This is a genomic window from Flavobacterium sediminis, assembly GCF_003148385.1.
Lineage (GTDB): Bacteria > Bacteroidota > Bacteroidia > Flavobacteriales > Flavobacteriaceae > Flavobacterium > Flavobacterium sediminis.
This window is the reverse complement of record NZ_CP029463.1, coordinates 1,525,121-1,541,423: the sequence shown is the minus strand read 5'-3', so window position 1 is coordinate 1,541,423 and position 16,303 is coordinate 1,525,121. Positions and strand designations below refer to the sequence as shown.

At 33.8% G+C, this 16,303-nt stretch carries 11 protein-coding genes and 1 tRNA gene; 5 read left to right on the top strand and 7 right to left on the bottom strand.

Annotated features, from left to right (window positions below; all coding sequences use genetic code 11):
- Nucleotides 1-134: 134 nt before the first annotated feature.
- From DI487_RS07115 to DI487_RS07105, 3 genes are all read right to left on the bottom strand, one after another.
- Nucleotides 135-4,370 carry a choice-of-anchor J domain-containing protein gene (locus tag DI487_RS07115; RefSeq protein WP_109569021.1) on the bottom strand — a complete coding sequence of 1,412 codons (4,236 nt, stop codon included), beginning with the start codon at nucleotides 4,368-4,370 and terminating at the stop codon, nucleotides 135-137.
- 137 nt (nucleotides 4,371-4,507) lie between these two features.
- Complete coding sequence (locus DI487_RS07110; protein ID WP_109569020.1) at nucleotides 4,508-5,995, bottom strand: GH3 auxin-responsive promoter family protein; 1,488 nt, start codon at nucleotides 5,993-5,995, stop codon at nucleotides 4,508-4,510.
- A 3-nt stretch (nucleotides 5,996-5,998) separates the two neighbouring features.
- Entirely contained in the window at nucleotides 5,999-6,865 is an 867-nt protein-coding gene (locus DI487_RS07105; RefSeq protein WP_109569019.1) for a murein hydrolase activator EnvC family protein, read from the bottom strand.
- 130 nt (nucleotides 6,866-6,995) lie between these two features.
- Between DI487_RS07105 and DI487_RS07100 the strand changes: the two genes are divergently transcribed.
- Nucleotides 6,996-7,199, top strand: a complete 204-nt coding sequence (locus DI487_RS07100) for a Sec-independent protein translocase subunit TatA/TatB (RefSeq protein ID WP_109569018.1) — start codon at nucleotides 6,996-6,998, stop codon at nucleotides 7,197-7,199.
- A 62-nt stretch (nucleotides 7,200-7,261) separates the two neighbouring features.
- On the opposite strand, the gene DI487_RS07095 is transcribed toward DI487_RS07100, so the two are convergent.
- The 3 genes from DI487_RS07095 to rpiB form a co-directional block, all read right to left on the bottom strand.
- Complete coding sequence (locus DI487_RS07095) at nucleotides 7,262-9,394, bottom strand: Tex family protein (RefSeq protein WP_109569017.1); 2,133 nt, start codon at nucleotides 9,392-9,394, stop codon at nucleotides 7,262-7,264.
- 75 nt (nucleotides 9,395-9,469) lie between these two features.
- Nucleotides 9,470-10,372, bottom strand: a complete 903-nt coding sequence (locus DI487_RS07090) for a cation diffusion facilitator family transporter (RefSeq protein ID WP_109569016.1) — start codon at nucleotides 10,370-10,372, stop codon at nucleotides 9,470-9,472.
- A 2-nt stretch (nucleotides 10,373-10,374) separates the two neighbouring features.
- A complete protein-coding gene (rpiB, locus tag DI487_RS07085; RefSeq protein ID WP_109569015.1) occupies nucleotides 10,375-10,806 on the bottom strand; it encodes a ribose 5-phosphate isomerase B in 432 nt (143 codons plus the stop codon).
- An 84-nt stretch (nucleotides 10,807-10,890) separates the two neighbouring features.
- On the opposite strand from rpiB, the gene DI487_RS07080 reads away from it, so the two are divergent.
- The 4 genes from DI487_RS07080 (at nucleotide 10,891) to DI487_RS07060 (ending at nucleotide 15,753) form a co-directional block, all read left to right on the top strand.
- Entirely contained in the window at nucleotides 10,891-11,415 is a 525-nt protein-coding gene (locus tag DI487_RS07080) for a YdeI/OmpD-associated family protein (protein WP_109569014.1), read from the top strand.
- Between the two features lie 625 nt (nucleotides 11,416-12,040).
- The gene (rnr, locus tag DI487_RS07070; protein ID WP_109569012.1) at nucleotides 12,041-14,221 is read left to right on the top strand and encodes a ribonuclease R; all 2,181 of its coding nucleotides are present in this window, start codon (nucleotides 12,041-12,043) and stop codon (nucleotides 14,219-14,221) included.
- A 42-nt stretch (nucleotides 14,222-14,263) separates the two neighbouring features.
- Nucleotides 14,264-14,929 carry a head GIN domain-containing protein gene (locus DI487_RS07065; RefSeq protein ID WP_109569011.1) on the top strand — a complete coding sequence of 222 codons (666 nt, stop codon included), beginning with the start codon at nucleotides 14,264-14,266 and terminating at the stop codon, nucleotides 14,927-14,929.
- Between the two features lie 134 nt (nucleotides 14,930-15,063).
- Nucleotides 15,064-15,753 (top strand): LysE family translocator, encoded by a 690-nt coding sequence (locus tag DI487_RS07060; protein ID WP_109569010.1) that lies wholly within the window; start codon nucleotides 15,064-15,066, stop codon nucleotides 15,751-15,753.
- A 137-nt stretch (nucleotides 15,754-15,890) separates the two neighbouring features.
- Here DI487_RS07060 and DI487_RS07055 read toward each other — a convergent pair.
- Nucleotides 15,891-15,961: transfer RNA gene (locus tag DI487_RS07055), tRNA-Cys, on the bottom strand.
- Nucleotides 15,962-16,303 lie beyond the last annotated feature (342 nt).

Genomic DNA, 16,303 nt, shown 5'->3' with positions numbered 1-16,303 from the left:
ATTTTTTCTTTCTAACCTACAAATGTAGTGTTTTTTTATTTTCTTTTGTTAGGCTTAGTTTAACTTAAGGTATAAAAAAAGAGAGCATTTCATAAAAACACTCTCTTTTTTAATCTCTAAAAATTTCGCACAAATCAATACATGATTTTCTTTGTGATCTCTTTTCCGTTTTCTAAAGTAATCTGAACAATTAAAAGAGTGTTATTCTTCATTACAGTTGTCAACTCAATAGCTGTTGAGGAAGCATTAGTAACTTGTGCTAAGCTTCTTCCTAAAACATCAAAGACATCAACCGTTGAAATCATTTCTTTACTCGAATGGATTGTTAATCCGCTATCAGTATTTACCCAAACATTAGATGCTGTCAATTCATCTTTCTCATTCGAAAGATAGGTTGTGTATCGCAATGTAAATCTGTTATCCGTAACTCCAGTAGTTGTAGTGAAACTGTAAGGTGCATTTTTCAGATCGTGAATAATTCCGAAAGCGGCATCTTCTAAATAAATACTTTGGTTAACATCTGCAAATAGCCCTTCTACTGCACCGATCGCTATTGTATAATTGCCATCCTGAGGAACTCTTAATCCTAAAGGCACTACATCTGTAGTTAAGAAAGGAAGTCCTTTTCCTTGGATAACCATTTTTTGATCGTTTATTAATGAATAAAAATTGTATTCTTTTTTATTATCCGTCGGAGCATCATACAATCTGTCTATTCCGTTTTGAGCTCCGTTAACATATCCTATCAATGTTCGGGTCACTTCTCCGGAATTAGTGGAAACCAGATCTAGCCAAATACTATTCCCTGAACCGTTAACTGCTGTTGGCTGTGCATTTCTAAAGAATTGATCGTTCAAATACGTTTTGTTTCTCATTCCGTTAGTGAACGTTACGTTCTCAGTTGTTGATATGCTTGAGTCACTCATTTTCACAAAGAAACTTTGTCCTGAAGCAATATTTCCGTTGAAAGTTGCCGGTCCGGATGACGCTCCTAAAGCATTATAGGTAATATAGTCATTTACAGAATAATTATACGCATAAGAACCATAGAACGGATTTGCTATTGAACTGTTAGGATTTGTTCCATGTGTCCAGATGTTAATGAATCCATCAATATTTGTATTTGCTGTTAAAAAATCGATAGCACTAATTGCACTTGGGTAAGGGTTTCCGATTAAATTCCAGTTATCGTCTACATTTGTAGCTAAAGTACCTGACGCTCCGGTGTTATAATCTGCTCCTGTATAAGTTCCTCTCTCGATCGGGATTGCTATAGTTCCGTTATTAGGTACTCCCACAAAATTAGCGGTAAAAGTTTGCAGAGTAGTATCAAAATTATCTGGACCTCTTACAATATATCCTTTTCCGAGAATCATAGTTTCATTTCCATTTGTCCAAGATCCGTAACCGTTTACATGTGTAGCAACCGTAGGAATCCATTTCCAGATACTATTACCCGGTGTATTAACAGAAATAGCTCCTGTACTGAAATCAGCTACCGGTGTTGACCAATACACATAATCTAATTTTCGAATGGAAACATCTCTTTTTACCGTTATTATTCCTGAATTAGCAACGTCTTGTTTCTGAATTAAACTAGCATTATTTTCAATGGTCAGTGACGATGAAGAATCAACAGTTACTTTGCCTGTTACAATCAGAGAGTTACCTGTATTAAACACGACATCAGCTCCGCCTATAACCGTAACTGTACATGCTTCGATATCTGAAGATGAGGAATAATTACCACTAAAGGCTACTGCAGTCAATTTTGTAGGCACTCCGTTAGACCAAGCTGTTCCGTCCCAGGTTGTCATTAAATCACCACATACTGTTCCTGTTGCAGGACCTACGGCATAACCTCCTCTTAATTTAGAAGAAAAAGCTGCACTAAAAACGACATTTGTTCCGAATGAGCCAATCGTTACCGGTATCTCTTCAATAGTATAGTTTTCAAAATTAGTACCATTTACTACACTAATCGGATTATCAACAACTTTAATAATTTTCAATTCTGAACGTAGTTTACCTGTTGCTGTTTCCCAAGCCGCAACTTCAGCTTCTGTAAAATAGAAACTAACGGTATAATTAGAAAGTGACGTATCGTTTGTAACATCAATAAAATATGTTTTTGACAGAATATAATTTTGTGTGGCTGTATCAACAAATGGCACTGTTGGTGCTCCTACAGAGGTTTGACTTTGATCAACCTCAACAGAAACACATCCATAGTCAAAAACAATCCCATTGTCTATTTCCGTCATTATTTTATTTGTTGCTGTGTCAGAAGCATATACCTGACCGGAAATAGGAATAGTTGCTTCATAACGCGTTGCATTATTCACTTCCGTTTGAACTTCCGTTTGGATCTCCGCTTCCAATAACAAAGTATCTAATAATAAAAGTCCGACCGTTGTATTATTGTTAGTATGTCTGAAAACTAAATATCCTGTTTGTCCGGCTAAAGCCGTCATATCAATACTGTGTAAAGTAGAAGCACCATTAGCAACTGTTGTCGCTCCTAACAATTGTGTTCCGGCAAGGATTGTTGGTTCGCTACTAGCATCCGTAGTAAAATATACGGTATAATTACCGGCATTAGCACCATATGCAGCCATAATAAATGACAATGTTGCCGAATTTACACCCGATGGTATACTTATCTGCGGACTGATGAAATAATTATTCGGAGAGGCATTTCCTGTTCCTCCCAAATAGCTCAATCGTTTTTCTGAAAAAGCACAACGTCCGGTTATTGTATTAGGAGCGGTACCCATTCCGTCTGCTCCGTTCACTATTCCCCAGTTGTTTCCGTCTCCATCCTGATCTATTACTGTCCAACCGGTCACATCTTCAAAATCTTCTTCTAAAATAGTTATTGTCTGTAAAGGATTCGGTGCAAAATCGTCGTTATACAAAGTAATATTCATTGTTGACGAACCTGAATTTACCAAAGCATCTCCTCCGTTTGCATTAACACTCAGCTCTACTTGAATAGTCTCGTCTACCTCCACTAAACCATCATTATAAACTCTAAGGGTTAAAAACTGATCAGCTGTTGTTCCGGCAGGGAAAGTAACAGAAGTATTTAGTATTGAATAATCTAAATTCTGAGTAGCAGTTCCGCTAGTAACTGTAAAAGTAACATCAGCATTTGCAGTAGCAGCCTTAGCAATAGTTACCGGAAAATCATAATCAGAATAATTACAATTTGTTCCTTCGTTAATAGAGCCGGTCGGTTCCCCAAACTTAATATACGGAGCCGGAGCCTGACAAGCTGTTGAAGCTACTAAAGTAGCTCTTCTGGTAGCAACTGAAAGAACGGTTACCATCCTGTCTTTCTGATCTTGAGTAAAAATGTTCATACAAGTATCGTCTGTATAATCCATGTAGTTCTCAATCATATCATTTCCGGCATTTGTAGGACATGAATCGGTACCTGCCGGACAACCAAAATTTGCTGCTCCTGCTACCGGAGTATCAGCACAAAAATCATCTACCGTACAATTACCATCTCCCCATATATGGCGTAAGCCTAACCAATGGCCTACCTCATGCGTTGTCGTTCTTCCTTTATCGTATGGCGCAGCATAAACTCCAGCCGGATAAATATCTGATGAACCGAACGCATTATATCCCATTATTACACCATCAGTTGTTGCTGCACCTCCATTAGCTGCTAGTCCGGTTAATCCTGAATTACTAGGGAACTGTGCATATCCTAAAACACCGTTCAAATCTCCGGTAAATCTGGCTGTCCACATATTCAGATAATTATCCGGATCCCAAATAGTATTTGGCTTAAGGGTTCCTTCAACACCTGCCTGATCCCAAGCTGCAGTTCCTAAATCAACTCTGTCAATTCCGTCAGTAGGATTTCCGTTAGGGTCTGTCTGAGCCATACAAAATTCGATCTCAACATCTACCCCTGCTCCATAGCCCGGAGTTCCAAGCATTTTTCTGTAATCTTCATTCAATACCTGAATTTGAGACAGTACTTGTTCGTCGGTAATATTTTCACCTGTTCCGTAAGCATCACCGTTATGAATAACATGGACAACTACAGGAATACTATACACTGCCTGTATATTTCTACCCGCAGCTCTATCAGCTTTTATCTGTGCGATTTTAGGTGCCAGCCAAGATTCAAACTCCTGAGTTGTTGATCTGTTATGAAATTTATTTCGTAAGTAAATTTCGTATTCATCCGTATGGCAACGAATGTGCCCACTTGGTGTTAAATTTTGACCAAATGTAACGGGACGATTATTAATTGCTTTTGTTGTGTTGGTTAAACTTAATGGTCTCTGGTTTTGCCCTGTTAAAAAAGAAAAAAATAACAGGCCAGATACAATCAAAAATCTTTTCATAATTATTCGGAGCTTTAAAAAATCGTCCCAAATTATGATGTTTTAAGTTAAAAATCCAAATATTTTTTAAAAAAATGTTATTTTTTAGTTAATTCTTAAGAAAAAACAGCGATAATTAACATGTAAAAAAGAAAATATCAACTTTTATTCAGTTGATCGGCAATTTTACGGTCGTTGCTCAATCTTGGTAATTTATTCTGGCCTCCTAATTTTCCGATTGATTTCATATACTCCTGAAATCCATTATTTTGTACTTTAGTAATAACCAAAGGCTGTAAAACATTTCCCGAAATTAAATCATCATAATAAACATTCTGTTTGCACATCGCTTTATCGATCTTTAAAGAAAATGCCTCTAAATCCGTAGGTTCATTTTCAAATTCTATAAACCATTCATGATAAGGCAACCCTTCTTTCGGGTTTATTTGAGGTGCAACAGTAAATTCATTGATACGAATATCGGTTCCTTGCATTGCCTCTTGTAATGCTGCTTCTACTTCTTTGCCAATAACATGTTCGCCAAAAGCTGATATATAATGTTTTATTCTTCCGGAAACAATTACACGGTAAGGCTTCATACTTGTGAACTGAACCGTATCGCCTATATTGTAGGCCCAAAGTCCGGCATTACTTGATAAGATCATTGCATAATTAACTCCTAATTCTACTTCGCCTATGGTATATCTTTTAGGGTTTTCATTGAAAAAATCATCTGCTTTTACGAATTCATAGAAAATTCCTGAATTCAACAACAACAACATTCCTTTCTCTTTTTGGGAATCCTGATAAGCAAAAAAACCTTCTGACGCCGGAAACAATTCAATGGAATCTACTTTTCTTCCTATCAGGTTTTCAAATTTTGCTCTGTACGGTTCATAATTCACTCCGCCATAGATGAACAAGTCGAAATTTTTAAAGATCTCTCCAACCGGTTTATGCGCCTTTTCTTTTAATCTTTCAAAATACATCTGTACCCATGAAGGTATTCCTGATATTACCGTCATATTCTCATTGATCGTTTCTTCAACTATAGCATCTACTTTAGTTTCCCAATCTTCAATACAATTAGTTTCCCAACTAGGCATGCGGTTTTTTTGCAAATACTGCGGAACATAATGTGCTACTATTCCGGAAAGTCTGCCTAATTTGATTCCGTTTTTCTCATCTAAAATCGGACTTCCTTGTAAAAAGATCATTTTGCCATCTACAAAATCTGCTTTACCGGTTTCGTGGATATAGCTCAAAATAGCATTTCGAGCAGCTTCAATATGATAAGGCATTGATGCAGCAGTAAGCGGAATATATTTAGCGCCGGAGGTCGTTCCGGAAGTCTTAGCAAAATAAATGGGTTTTCCAGGCCAAAGTATATTTTCTTTTCCTTTTACAACCTCATCAACATAAGAACGTAATTGTTCGTAATCGCGAATCGGAACTTTTTTTTGAAAATCCTCATACGATTTAATATCGGCAAACTGGTGGTCTTTCCCGAATCGGGTTTCCTTTGCCTGACGGATTAAATCTTCAAAAACTTTTTTTTGGGTTTCTATAGGATTATCAGCCCATTTTTGGGTTGTATTGTGAATGTATTGCGCAAAAAGTTTCGCGGCAAATGACTTTAGAGACATAACTTATTCAAAATTGATAAATTGCGTTGGATCGATAGGGAAACCATCTTTCCAAAGTTCAAAATGTAATGTAATTCCGGAATTAGGATTTGTTGTTCCTGCCAAAGCAATTACTTCACCCGAACGGATAGTGTCTCCTTGTTTCTTAGTAATTGAAGCCAAGTTTTTATAAACCGATAGAATCCCATCCTGATGACGCATGATAATCACGTATCCGTTAGATGGCGTCCAGTCTGCAAAAACAATAGTTCCGGTTGCTACTGCTTTGATCGGTGTATTGTTCATTAAGGTCAGCGTAACTGCAAGGTGTTTATTAGCGGCATTGTATTTTTCAATTATCTTACCTTGTGCCGGCGGAAATAACACAAAACTTACTTTTGGTTTTGCCGATTCGAATACGTTGAATTTATCTTCCTGCATTACCTGATCGTGCAATTCCTGTTCTGCTTTAGTTGCATTAAGCTTAGATTCGTCTACCACTTGTTTTTCGGCAGCAATCAGTGAATCTTTATTGAACTTTGTATATTCAACTTCCCCAGTCAAAACCTTTTTAATTGAGCTAATGTAGGCTTGATTTTCTTTTACATAAGTTTCTAACGAATCTGATTTTATAGCCAGATTTGTAGCTTCTTTTTTCAATTTGGTTGAAGCATATCCCGGAATATATTCCCGAAGTGGTGTAAAAGCAATGATATATGTTGTAATTCCTATCAAAAAGATGGCTCCTAATGTTGCCACAACAAACACATTCATTAAGTTAAGTTTTAATGAAAAAGTTTCTTCAAAAGTATCTTCATTAAGGACGATCAGTCTTCTTTTATTGAAGAGTTTTTGTATCAATAACTTTCTTTTGTGCTTTTTCTTGGACATTTCATAGTATTTAGGCTTTACAAATATAATAAATCCCAAAAGAGGTGTTTTGTCAGGAGTAATAATAATTCGTTAAAAAATATGTATTTGTCAATTTCTTATTATCTTTGTCTTATAAATTTATGTAAACATGAATGCATTAGCTATATTTTTAGGTCAAATTGGTCCAGGTTCTTGGGTAATTATCGGGATAGCTATCTTATTACTTTTTGGTGGTAAAAAAATTCCGGAATTAATGAAAGGTTTAGGTGGCGGTGTTAAAGAATTTAAAAACGCTATGAAAGATGAGGAAGAGCCAAAAAGCTCTAAAAAAGAAGACGATACTAAAGAATAAACTTTCTCGTTTTATACAACAATAAAAAAACCTAATTACAGCTGTAATTAGGTTTTTTGTTTTTATATAATCATACTTAATTGTATGCGCTTTCTGGCTTCATCAACCTCAATGACTTTTACTTGTACATGTTGATGTAGTTTCACGACTTCATTTACATCAGAAACGAAACCTTCTTTTAATTGTGATATGTGAACCAATCCGCTTTCTTTGATCCCTATGTCTACAAAGCAACCAAATGCCGTAATATTATTCACAATTCCGGGAACTATCATTCCGGGTTTTACATTTGCTATTGAACGTACGCTTGGATCAAATTCAAAAACTTTAGCTGCTTTTCTCGGGTCTAATCCCGGTTTTTCTAATTCTTTAACAATATCCTGAACTCCTAGAATACCAACGTCTTCCGTTGTATATTTTTCGGCTTGAATTTTACTGATTTGTTCTTTGTTACCAATGAGTTCCGAAACCTGAATCCCCAGATCTTTTGCCATTTTTTCGACCATTTTGTACGATTCAGGATGTACGGCAGAATTATCCAACGGATTCTTTCCATCCTTGATACGAATAAAGGCTGCAGCTTGTTGAAAGGCTTTATCACCTAAACGCGGTACTTTTTTCAATTGGCTTCTGTCTTGAAACGGACCGTTCTCAGAACGGAATGTAACAATATTTTCAGCCATTTTTTCACCAATTCCTGAAACATAACTTAACAATGATTTACTGGCTGTGTTGACATTGATTCCAACGGAATTTACACATCGGATTACAATAGAATCCAGTTCTTCTTTCAGCTTGGTTTGGTCTACGTCGTGTTGGTATTGCCCTACTCCGATGGATTTCGGATCAATTTTTACCAATTCAGCCAATGGGTCACTCAATCTTCTACCGATTGAAACAGCTCCGCGAACGGTAACATCGTAACTTGAAAATTCTTCTCGCGCAATTTTACTCGCTGAATAAACAGATGCACCGGCTTCGGAAACTACAAAAACCTGAACCGGCTTATCAAAAGCAATTTTTTTAATGAAGAATTCCGTTTCCCGACTCGCTGTTCCGTTACCTATAGAAATCGCTTCAATATTATACGCATTTACCATAGAACGGATTTTTTTCATTGCCATTCCTGTTTCGTTTTGTGGCGCATGCGGATAAATATTTTCGTTGTGTAACAGATCTCCTTTTTCATCTAAACACACTACTTTACAACCTGTTTTATACCCCGGATCAATAGCTAAAATTCGTTTTTCGCCCAATGGCGGTGCTAATAACAACTGTCGTAAATTTTCAGAGAAAACGTCTATAGCTTTGCTATCTGCTTTTTCTTTAGCTTCTTGTAAGACTTCATTTGAAATTGCTGGTTCCAGCAAACGCTTATAACTGTCGTCAATAGCTTTTTCAATATGGAAAGCGCTTTCTCCTTCATTTTTAATGATTGTTTTATCAATAAAACGCAGGGTTTCGTCTTTATCTTCATCAGAAAGTGAAATTTTAAACTTCACAAAACCTTCAGCTTCAGCCCGCAACATGGCTAACAAACGATGTGACGGGGCTTTCATCAGGTTTTCGCTCCATTCAAAATACTGTGAAAATTTTTGTGCATTGTCTTCCTCTTTTTTGGCTTTAACCACTTTGGTTTCTACCACAGCTTTTCGTTGAAAAGTACGACGCAGATTTTTACGTATAAAGATGTTTTCATTGATCCATTCGGCAATAATATCACGAGCTCCTTGCAAGGCTTCGTCTTCATTCGCTACTTTGTCGTTAATATATTTGGAAGCCAAAAACTCTAAATCATCACTTTTTTGACTCATGATGATCTTTGCCAGAGGTTCTAATCCGTTTTCACGGGCAGTATCAGCTTTGGTTTTGCGTTTCTTTTTATACGGCAGATACAGATCTTCCAATTCCTGTAAATTGAAACTGGTTTCAATTTTTGTCTGTAATTCAGAAGTTAACGCATTTTGTTCTTCTATCGATTTTAAAATCGATTCTTTTCGTTTTATAATTTCATCGAACTGTTTGTTCAATTTCGAAATGGTTTCTATTTGAACCTCATCTAAATTTCCGGTTTTGTCTTTTCTATAACGTGAAATGAATGGTATGGTACAATCTTCTGAAAGTAATTGCAATGTATTTTCAATTCCTTTTACAGGGAACTGAGTTGCATTTTGAATAAATTGTGTGTTCGTCATTTATTTATAAGCATTTATAAAAATAAAAATTGCGCCAGTTAACTGACGCAATTTAGCTAAATTCAGCAAACTGAATTAATCTTGTACAATATAATCTTTTGGATCTACTTTTTTAAATTCGGGTTGGATATTCACGTGATTGATATTGAATTTTTCTAATAAAATTTGTTCTATCTGATTTAAAATTTGATTGAATTCACTCATTTTAATATCTTCTTCACAATCTAAATGTGCCTCTAAATGTAATTCGTCTTCATTTAAGTTCCACAAATGAATGTGGTGCATTTTTTTAACGCCTTTTATTTGATGAACTTCTTTGATAATATCTTTAATATCAATTGATTCCGGGGTAAAAAGCATCAGCATTTTAGTAGCTTTTAACAGTAAATCATAACCAACTATGATAAGATAAATTGCAATCAATAAAGTTAAAACACTGTCTACCCAATAAATTTTATAAAACATCATCAACAATCCGCCCACTAGAACGGCAACTGAAGCCAGCATATCTGTTAACAAATGTAAATAAGCTGATTTCATATTCAGGTTATGATGCGCATCTTTTTGCAGTAATAAAACAGATAATCCGTTTACAACTATTCCTAACAATGCTAACCAAATTACTAAGGTAGGATGAATTTGATGAGGATTAAAAAAACGGTTTATCGCTTCATATATAAGGTATAAAGCCACTATAACTAAAGTAGCGGCATTAGTAAAAGCTGCAATTAATTCGGCTCTTTTGTAACCAAATGTATGATCGAATGAAGCTTTTTTATGCGCTAATTTGTGCGCCACATAACTAAAAACCAATGACAAAACATCTGAAAAATTATGTAGTGCATCTGAAATCAAAGCCAAACTTCCTGAGATCAATCCACCGATCACCTGAGCCAAGGTTATGACTACATTGAGTATAATGGACAATAACAGGTTTTTACCTTTTACTTCGTGTTTATGACTGTGGCTGTGTCCCAAAATTATTTACAGGCAATTTTTTGAACCCTTCTATCGTGTCGGCCTCCTTCAAATTCAGTCGTTAAAAAAGTATGCACCATTTCAACAGCTTGTTCAATAGCTGTAAATCGAGCCGGAATACTAATCACATTTGCATCATTGTGTTGGCGCGCCAGCGCCGAAATTTCTTTGGTCCAACACAGCGCCGCACGAACACCTTGATGTTTGTTCACCGTCATCGCTATTCCATTTCCGGAACCGCAAATTACAATGCCAAAATCAGCTTTTTTAGATTCAACATCATAAGCCACCGGATGACCGAAATCCGGATAATCCACACTTTCAAAAGTATCAGTACCGTGATTGATAACGGTATGCTCATTAAGTTCTAAATATTTAATGATTGCTTTTTTGTATTCCGGACCTGCATGGTCGTTTCCTATTGAAATGATCATAATAATACTATTGTGTTGTTTATAACTACAAAAATAGATATTATCGTCGTATCTTGCTTTACTTATAGGATAATTTTAGTAAAAATGACGTTTAAAGGTGTTATTGATTCATTTGGTGAAAATAGTTTAGGGCATGGTCCTTATATAAAAATTCCTGATACTATATTTGAAGCCATGTTGAAACTTTCACCTGACAAAAGAATAAAATGTACCTTAAATTATTTAGTTACTGTAAGCAGAGCCATGTCTCCCAAAGGTGATTTTCATTATATCTTATTGAACAAAGAAGTATTAAAGCTGGCTAATGTTACCATTAGTGATACTGTAAATGTTGAACTTCAACCGGATCAATCAAAATACGGTATTGAAATTACTGAAGAAATGGAAGAAGTTTTATTTTCAGATCCTGAAGGAAGTACGCTTTTTCATCAACTTACTCCCGGAAAACAACGAACCTTAATTACTATTGTTAATAAAATAAAGAGCTCTCAATTGCGCATTGAACGTAGTTTTGTGATTTTAGCACACTTAAAAAAATTAAAAGGTCAGATTGATTTTAAAATACTCCAACAAGATTTTAAAGATTACCGTAACAAAATGCGTTTTTGATAACTATTTCTTTAAATACCAATCAATTATATACTAATTCACATCAAAAAATAGAAGATGTTAATTAAGGTTTACAATTCATTGATTTTTAGTTAATTATAAATTAACATTAATTGTTAATAACTAAATACAGAAAAAGAGAAGTTTTTTTAGAATGATTCAAAAAATTTTGTAATCAAAAATTGCATCGAATAAATCAAGAGAAGTTTTCGCTTTTTTCAAAAAAGTTATCAGGTTATTTTTTACAGTTTTCAACAGATATGAATAGCTAAAGTTTTTTACAAATTCAATATAAAATAGGAAATCAACAGTTGTTAATAACTGAAAAATAAAATACTTCTTCAAATTAAAAATCAAGCTTTTATTAAAAAAAACTATTGTTAATAGCTTTGTATAAAATTGTAAAACTTAAAAAGTACTATTCTTTTCAAAAAGTTATTCCACATATTAACATGCTATAATCATAACCAAAATTTTAAATTTTTAAAAAAGATTTTTTTTTTGTTTTTAATAATTGTTGAAAACTTCAAAATTTTAAAACTGTTACTTTTTTATTAAAACTAAGAATGGACTATTAAATAGTGCTAACTAATTTGTACCTTTCACTAAAATTTGAAATGATATAATGAGTAAGAAATCTAGAAAACTAGGAAAAAAAGCCAAAGACTTTACGGCTTCCATTTTTAAAATACTTGCAAAAGAACCTTCTAAATCCTTTAACTATAAGCAAATTTCTGCAAAGCTTGAACTGACTGATACTAAGAGTAGAAATGAGATCATCAGGGATTTAAAACTTTTAAAATCTCAGGATAAGATTCACGAAGTAGAACCGGGTAAATACCAAATGGTTTCTAAAGCAGAATATTATGAAGGTTATGTTGATATGACTTCTCGTAAAACCGGTTATTTTGTTTGTGATGAATTAGAAAACGATGTTTTTATACCGTTCATTAATTTGAATCATGCTTTAGACGGCGATAAAGTAAAAGCTTATATTTATAACAGAAGAAGTTCTCGCAGACCGGAAGCAGAAGTTTTAGAAATTTTAGAACGCGATAAAGAAGAATTCGTAGGTGTAATTGATATTCAAAAGAATTTTGCTTTTGTTACCACTTCACATCCGAAGATGTATACTGATATTTTTATTCCGAAAAATAAAATCGGAAAAGCAGAGCATGGTGATGTAGTATTGGTTAAAATGGAAGATTGGCCTAAAAAAGCTGATTCTCCCTTCGGAACAGTTTTAAAAGTACTTGGAAAACCGGGTGAACATGATACAGAGATCCATGCAATTTTAGCAGAATATGGTTTACCGTATGAATTTCCTGTTGAAGTAGAAACTTTTGCAAAAAAATTAGATACTTCGATTACAGAAGATGAAATTGCAAAACGTCGCGATATGCGTGATGTTTTAACATTTACTATAGACCCGAAAGATGCAAAGGATTTTGATGATGCCTTGTCTTTTCAGGTTTTAGAGAATGGAAATTATGAAATTGGTATTCATATAGCCGATGTTTCGCATTATGTACAAGAAGGAACTGTTTTAGATGATGAAGCTTACAACAGAGCTACTTCTGTTTATTTAGTAGATCGTGTAGTTCCTATGTTGCCGGAAGTGTTGAGTAATTTTGCCTGTTCACTTCGTCCGCATGAAGAAAAATACACTTTTTCGGCTGTTTTTCAATTAAATACTAAAGCAGAAGTTGTCGATTCATGGTTCGGTAGAACCGTTATTTATTCTGATCAGCGTTTTGCTTATGAAGAAGCGCAAAACATTATTGAAACAAAATCGGATATAATTCCGGCTGAAATTTCTTTGACCGGTGATGAATATAAAGTAGATAAAAGTATTGTTGAAGCTACTTTAAAGCTTGACGAATTAGCTAAAATTTTACGCAGAAAACGTTTGGCACACGGAGCTATTTCATTTGATAAAGTTGAAGTTAAATTCAATTTGAATGAAAATGCAGAGCCAACAGGTGTTTACTTTAAAATAGCTAAAGATGCTAATCATTTAATTGAAGAATTTATGTTATTGGCTAACCGTAAAGTAGCTGAGTTCATAGGTAAACAAAAGAAGACTTTTGTGTATCGTGTTCATGATGAACCGAATGAAGATAAGTTGATGAACTTACAAATGGTGATCAAAAAATTCGGGTATTCTTTGAATTTTAAATCAAAAGATACAATTTCAAAATCTTTGAATACTTTGTTAGAAGATGTTCAGGGTAAGAAAGAGCAAAATATGGTAGATACTTTAGCGATCCGAAGTATGAGTAAAGCAGCTTATTCTACAGACAACATAGGTCATTACGGTTTAGCATTTGATTTCTACAGTCATTTTACATCGCCTATTCGTCGTTATCCTGATGTTATGGCACATCGTTTGCTACAGTATTATTTAGACGGAGGTAAAAGTGTTGACGAAGAAGCGTATGAAAATAAATGTCGCCATTGTTCGGAAATGGAAAATTTAGCTGCAAATGCCGAACGAGATTCTGTGAAGTATATGCAGGTTAAATTTATGCAGGATCATAAAGATGAAGAATTTTTGGGTGTTATTTCCGGAGTGACCGAATGGGGAATTTATGTTGAAATCGTTGAAAATAAATGTGAAGGAATGTGTCGTATTCGTGAAATCAAAGATGATTATTATGTTTTTGATGAAAAGCAATATGCTTTAGTAGGCGAAGTTTCTAAGAACATTTTACAATTAGGAGATGAAGTTTACGTTAAAGTTAAAAATGCTGATCTGGTTAAAAAGCAACTAGATTTTTGGTATATCCGTAAGAAAGAAGATTAATATAAGTTTGGGATATATTTTAAACTTTAAAAATCAATAAAAATGAAAAAATTATTTTTTACAACCTTATTAGTAAGTTCATTAGCTTTTTCTCAAGTAGAGAAAAAACTGGGAGATTTTGATAAAGTTACTTCTTTTGATCAGATTGATGTTCAATTGGTTAAAGGAAATGAAAATAAAATAATAATTAAAGGAGACAGAGCTAATGAAGTAGAAGTTGTTAATAAAAACGGCGAATTAAAAATAAGGATGCCTCTTACTAAATTATTACAGGGCGATAACATTTCTGTTACTTTATATTATACACATTTAGAAGCAGTTGAAGCAAACGAAGGTTCCAGAATTGCATCTAATGATGTGTTTAAAGCGATTAATTTTGAAATTATTTTAAAAGAAGGTTCAGAAATTTCTTTACAATTAGAAGTGGAACGCTTATCAGCCCGAACAGCAAACGGGAGTATATTAGAACTCAAAGGTACGGCTGAATATGCTGATGTATTAGTAAATTCAGGAGCCAAATATGAAGCTGAAGATCTGATTACTAAACAAACCGTTATTACGGCTAATGCCGGTGGAGAAGCCGAAATTTATGCCACTGATTTTGTAGATGCTAAAGTAAGAGCCGGAGGCGATATTTTAATTTATGGTAAACCGAAACAGATCAATCAGAAAACAATTGCCGGAGGTTCAATTGAACAAGCCGAATAAATAAATAGTTTTTTATAATTAACAATTCAGACAAAGCTTTTTTAAAACTTTCTCAGTTTTAGTAACAAATAGATAGTTTTTCGTAATTTCGTATTATAATAATTACTAATAGCTAGTAACTAATTACTGAAATAGTGCATTATCAAGATATTATAACGGCAATCCCTTGGGGATTGCTTTTAGCATTTTCTATTGGTCCCGGATTTTTTGTGCTTTTAGAAACCAGTATAACAAAAGGTTTTAGAGCAGCTTTAACTTTTGACCTCGGGATTGTATTTGCTGATTTCATCTTTATTTTAATAGCATATTTAAGTACTAATCAACTTTTAGAACAATTAAAAGATAATCCTACTTTGTTTATTGTCGGAGGTATAATCATGTTTGTTTACGGATTAGTGTCTTTTATTTTGTTAAAACGAAATTTTAAAAAGCAAACTGAAATTGAAAAAGACGATGATAATATTCGTAAGAACAATTATTTCGGTTTATTCTTCAAAGGTTTTTTATTGAATTTTATCAATATCGGAGTATTAGGGTTCTGGATGATGATCATTATCACTTATGGTCCCCAAATGAATATGGAAACGGAACGAATTTCTATATTTTTTGCTGCTATTTTAGGTTTCTACTTATTATTTGATATTGCTAAAATTTTGTTAGCCAAACAATTAAAAAACAAATTAACAGCTCAGAACATTTACAAAATAAAACGGGTTATCAGTATGATATTATTGATCTTCGGTTTATTTTTTATACTACAAGGATTCTTTCCGAAAATGAAAGATGACATCACTAAGAAAATTGAAACAGTTGAACGTGAGTGATTTTAAGACATAAAAAGAGCTACTTTTTTAAGTAGCTCTTTCATTTTAGAGGCATCGTCCGGAATATCTTTAATTAATTTTTTCTAAAAATTAGACATAAAAAAAGAGCTACTTAAAAAAGTAACTCTTTATTTCTGAGGCATCGCCCGGATTCGAACCGGGGTAGACGGTTTTGCAGACCGGTGCCTAGCCGCTCGGCCACGACGCCTTTTTATAGGAACGCAAATTTACACATATTTTAATGTAACACAAGAATTTTTTAGTAAATTTTAATTTTAATACACTTTCAAAGCTTATTTTTTACTGTACTTTTGACCGATTTTCATTAAAATTTTATTCATGAAAAAATTACAGCATTTAAAACCTTTATTTAATTTTTTTATAATTGGTTTAATAATCAATAGTTTAAGCAGAATAATCCTTTTTTATATTTTTAAAGAGAGAGTAGTTGAAACTGAAAATTATAGTCAATTATTTTTAATTGGTTTACGTTTTGACGTTATTCTATTGAGTTATTTATCTTTCTTACCTTTTGTTTTAATTACTTTTT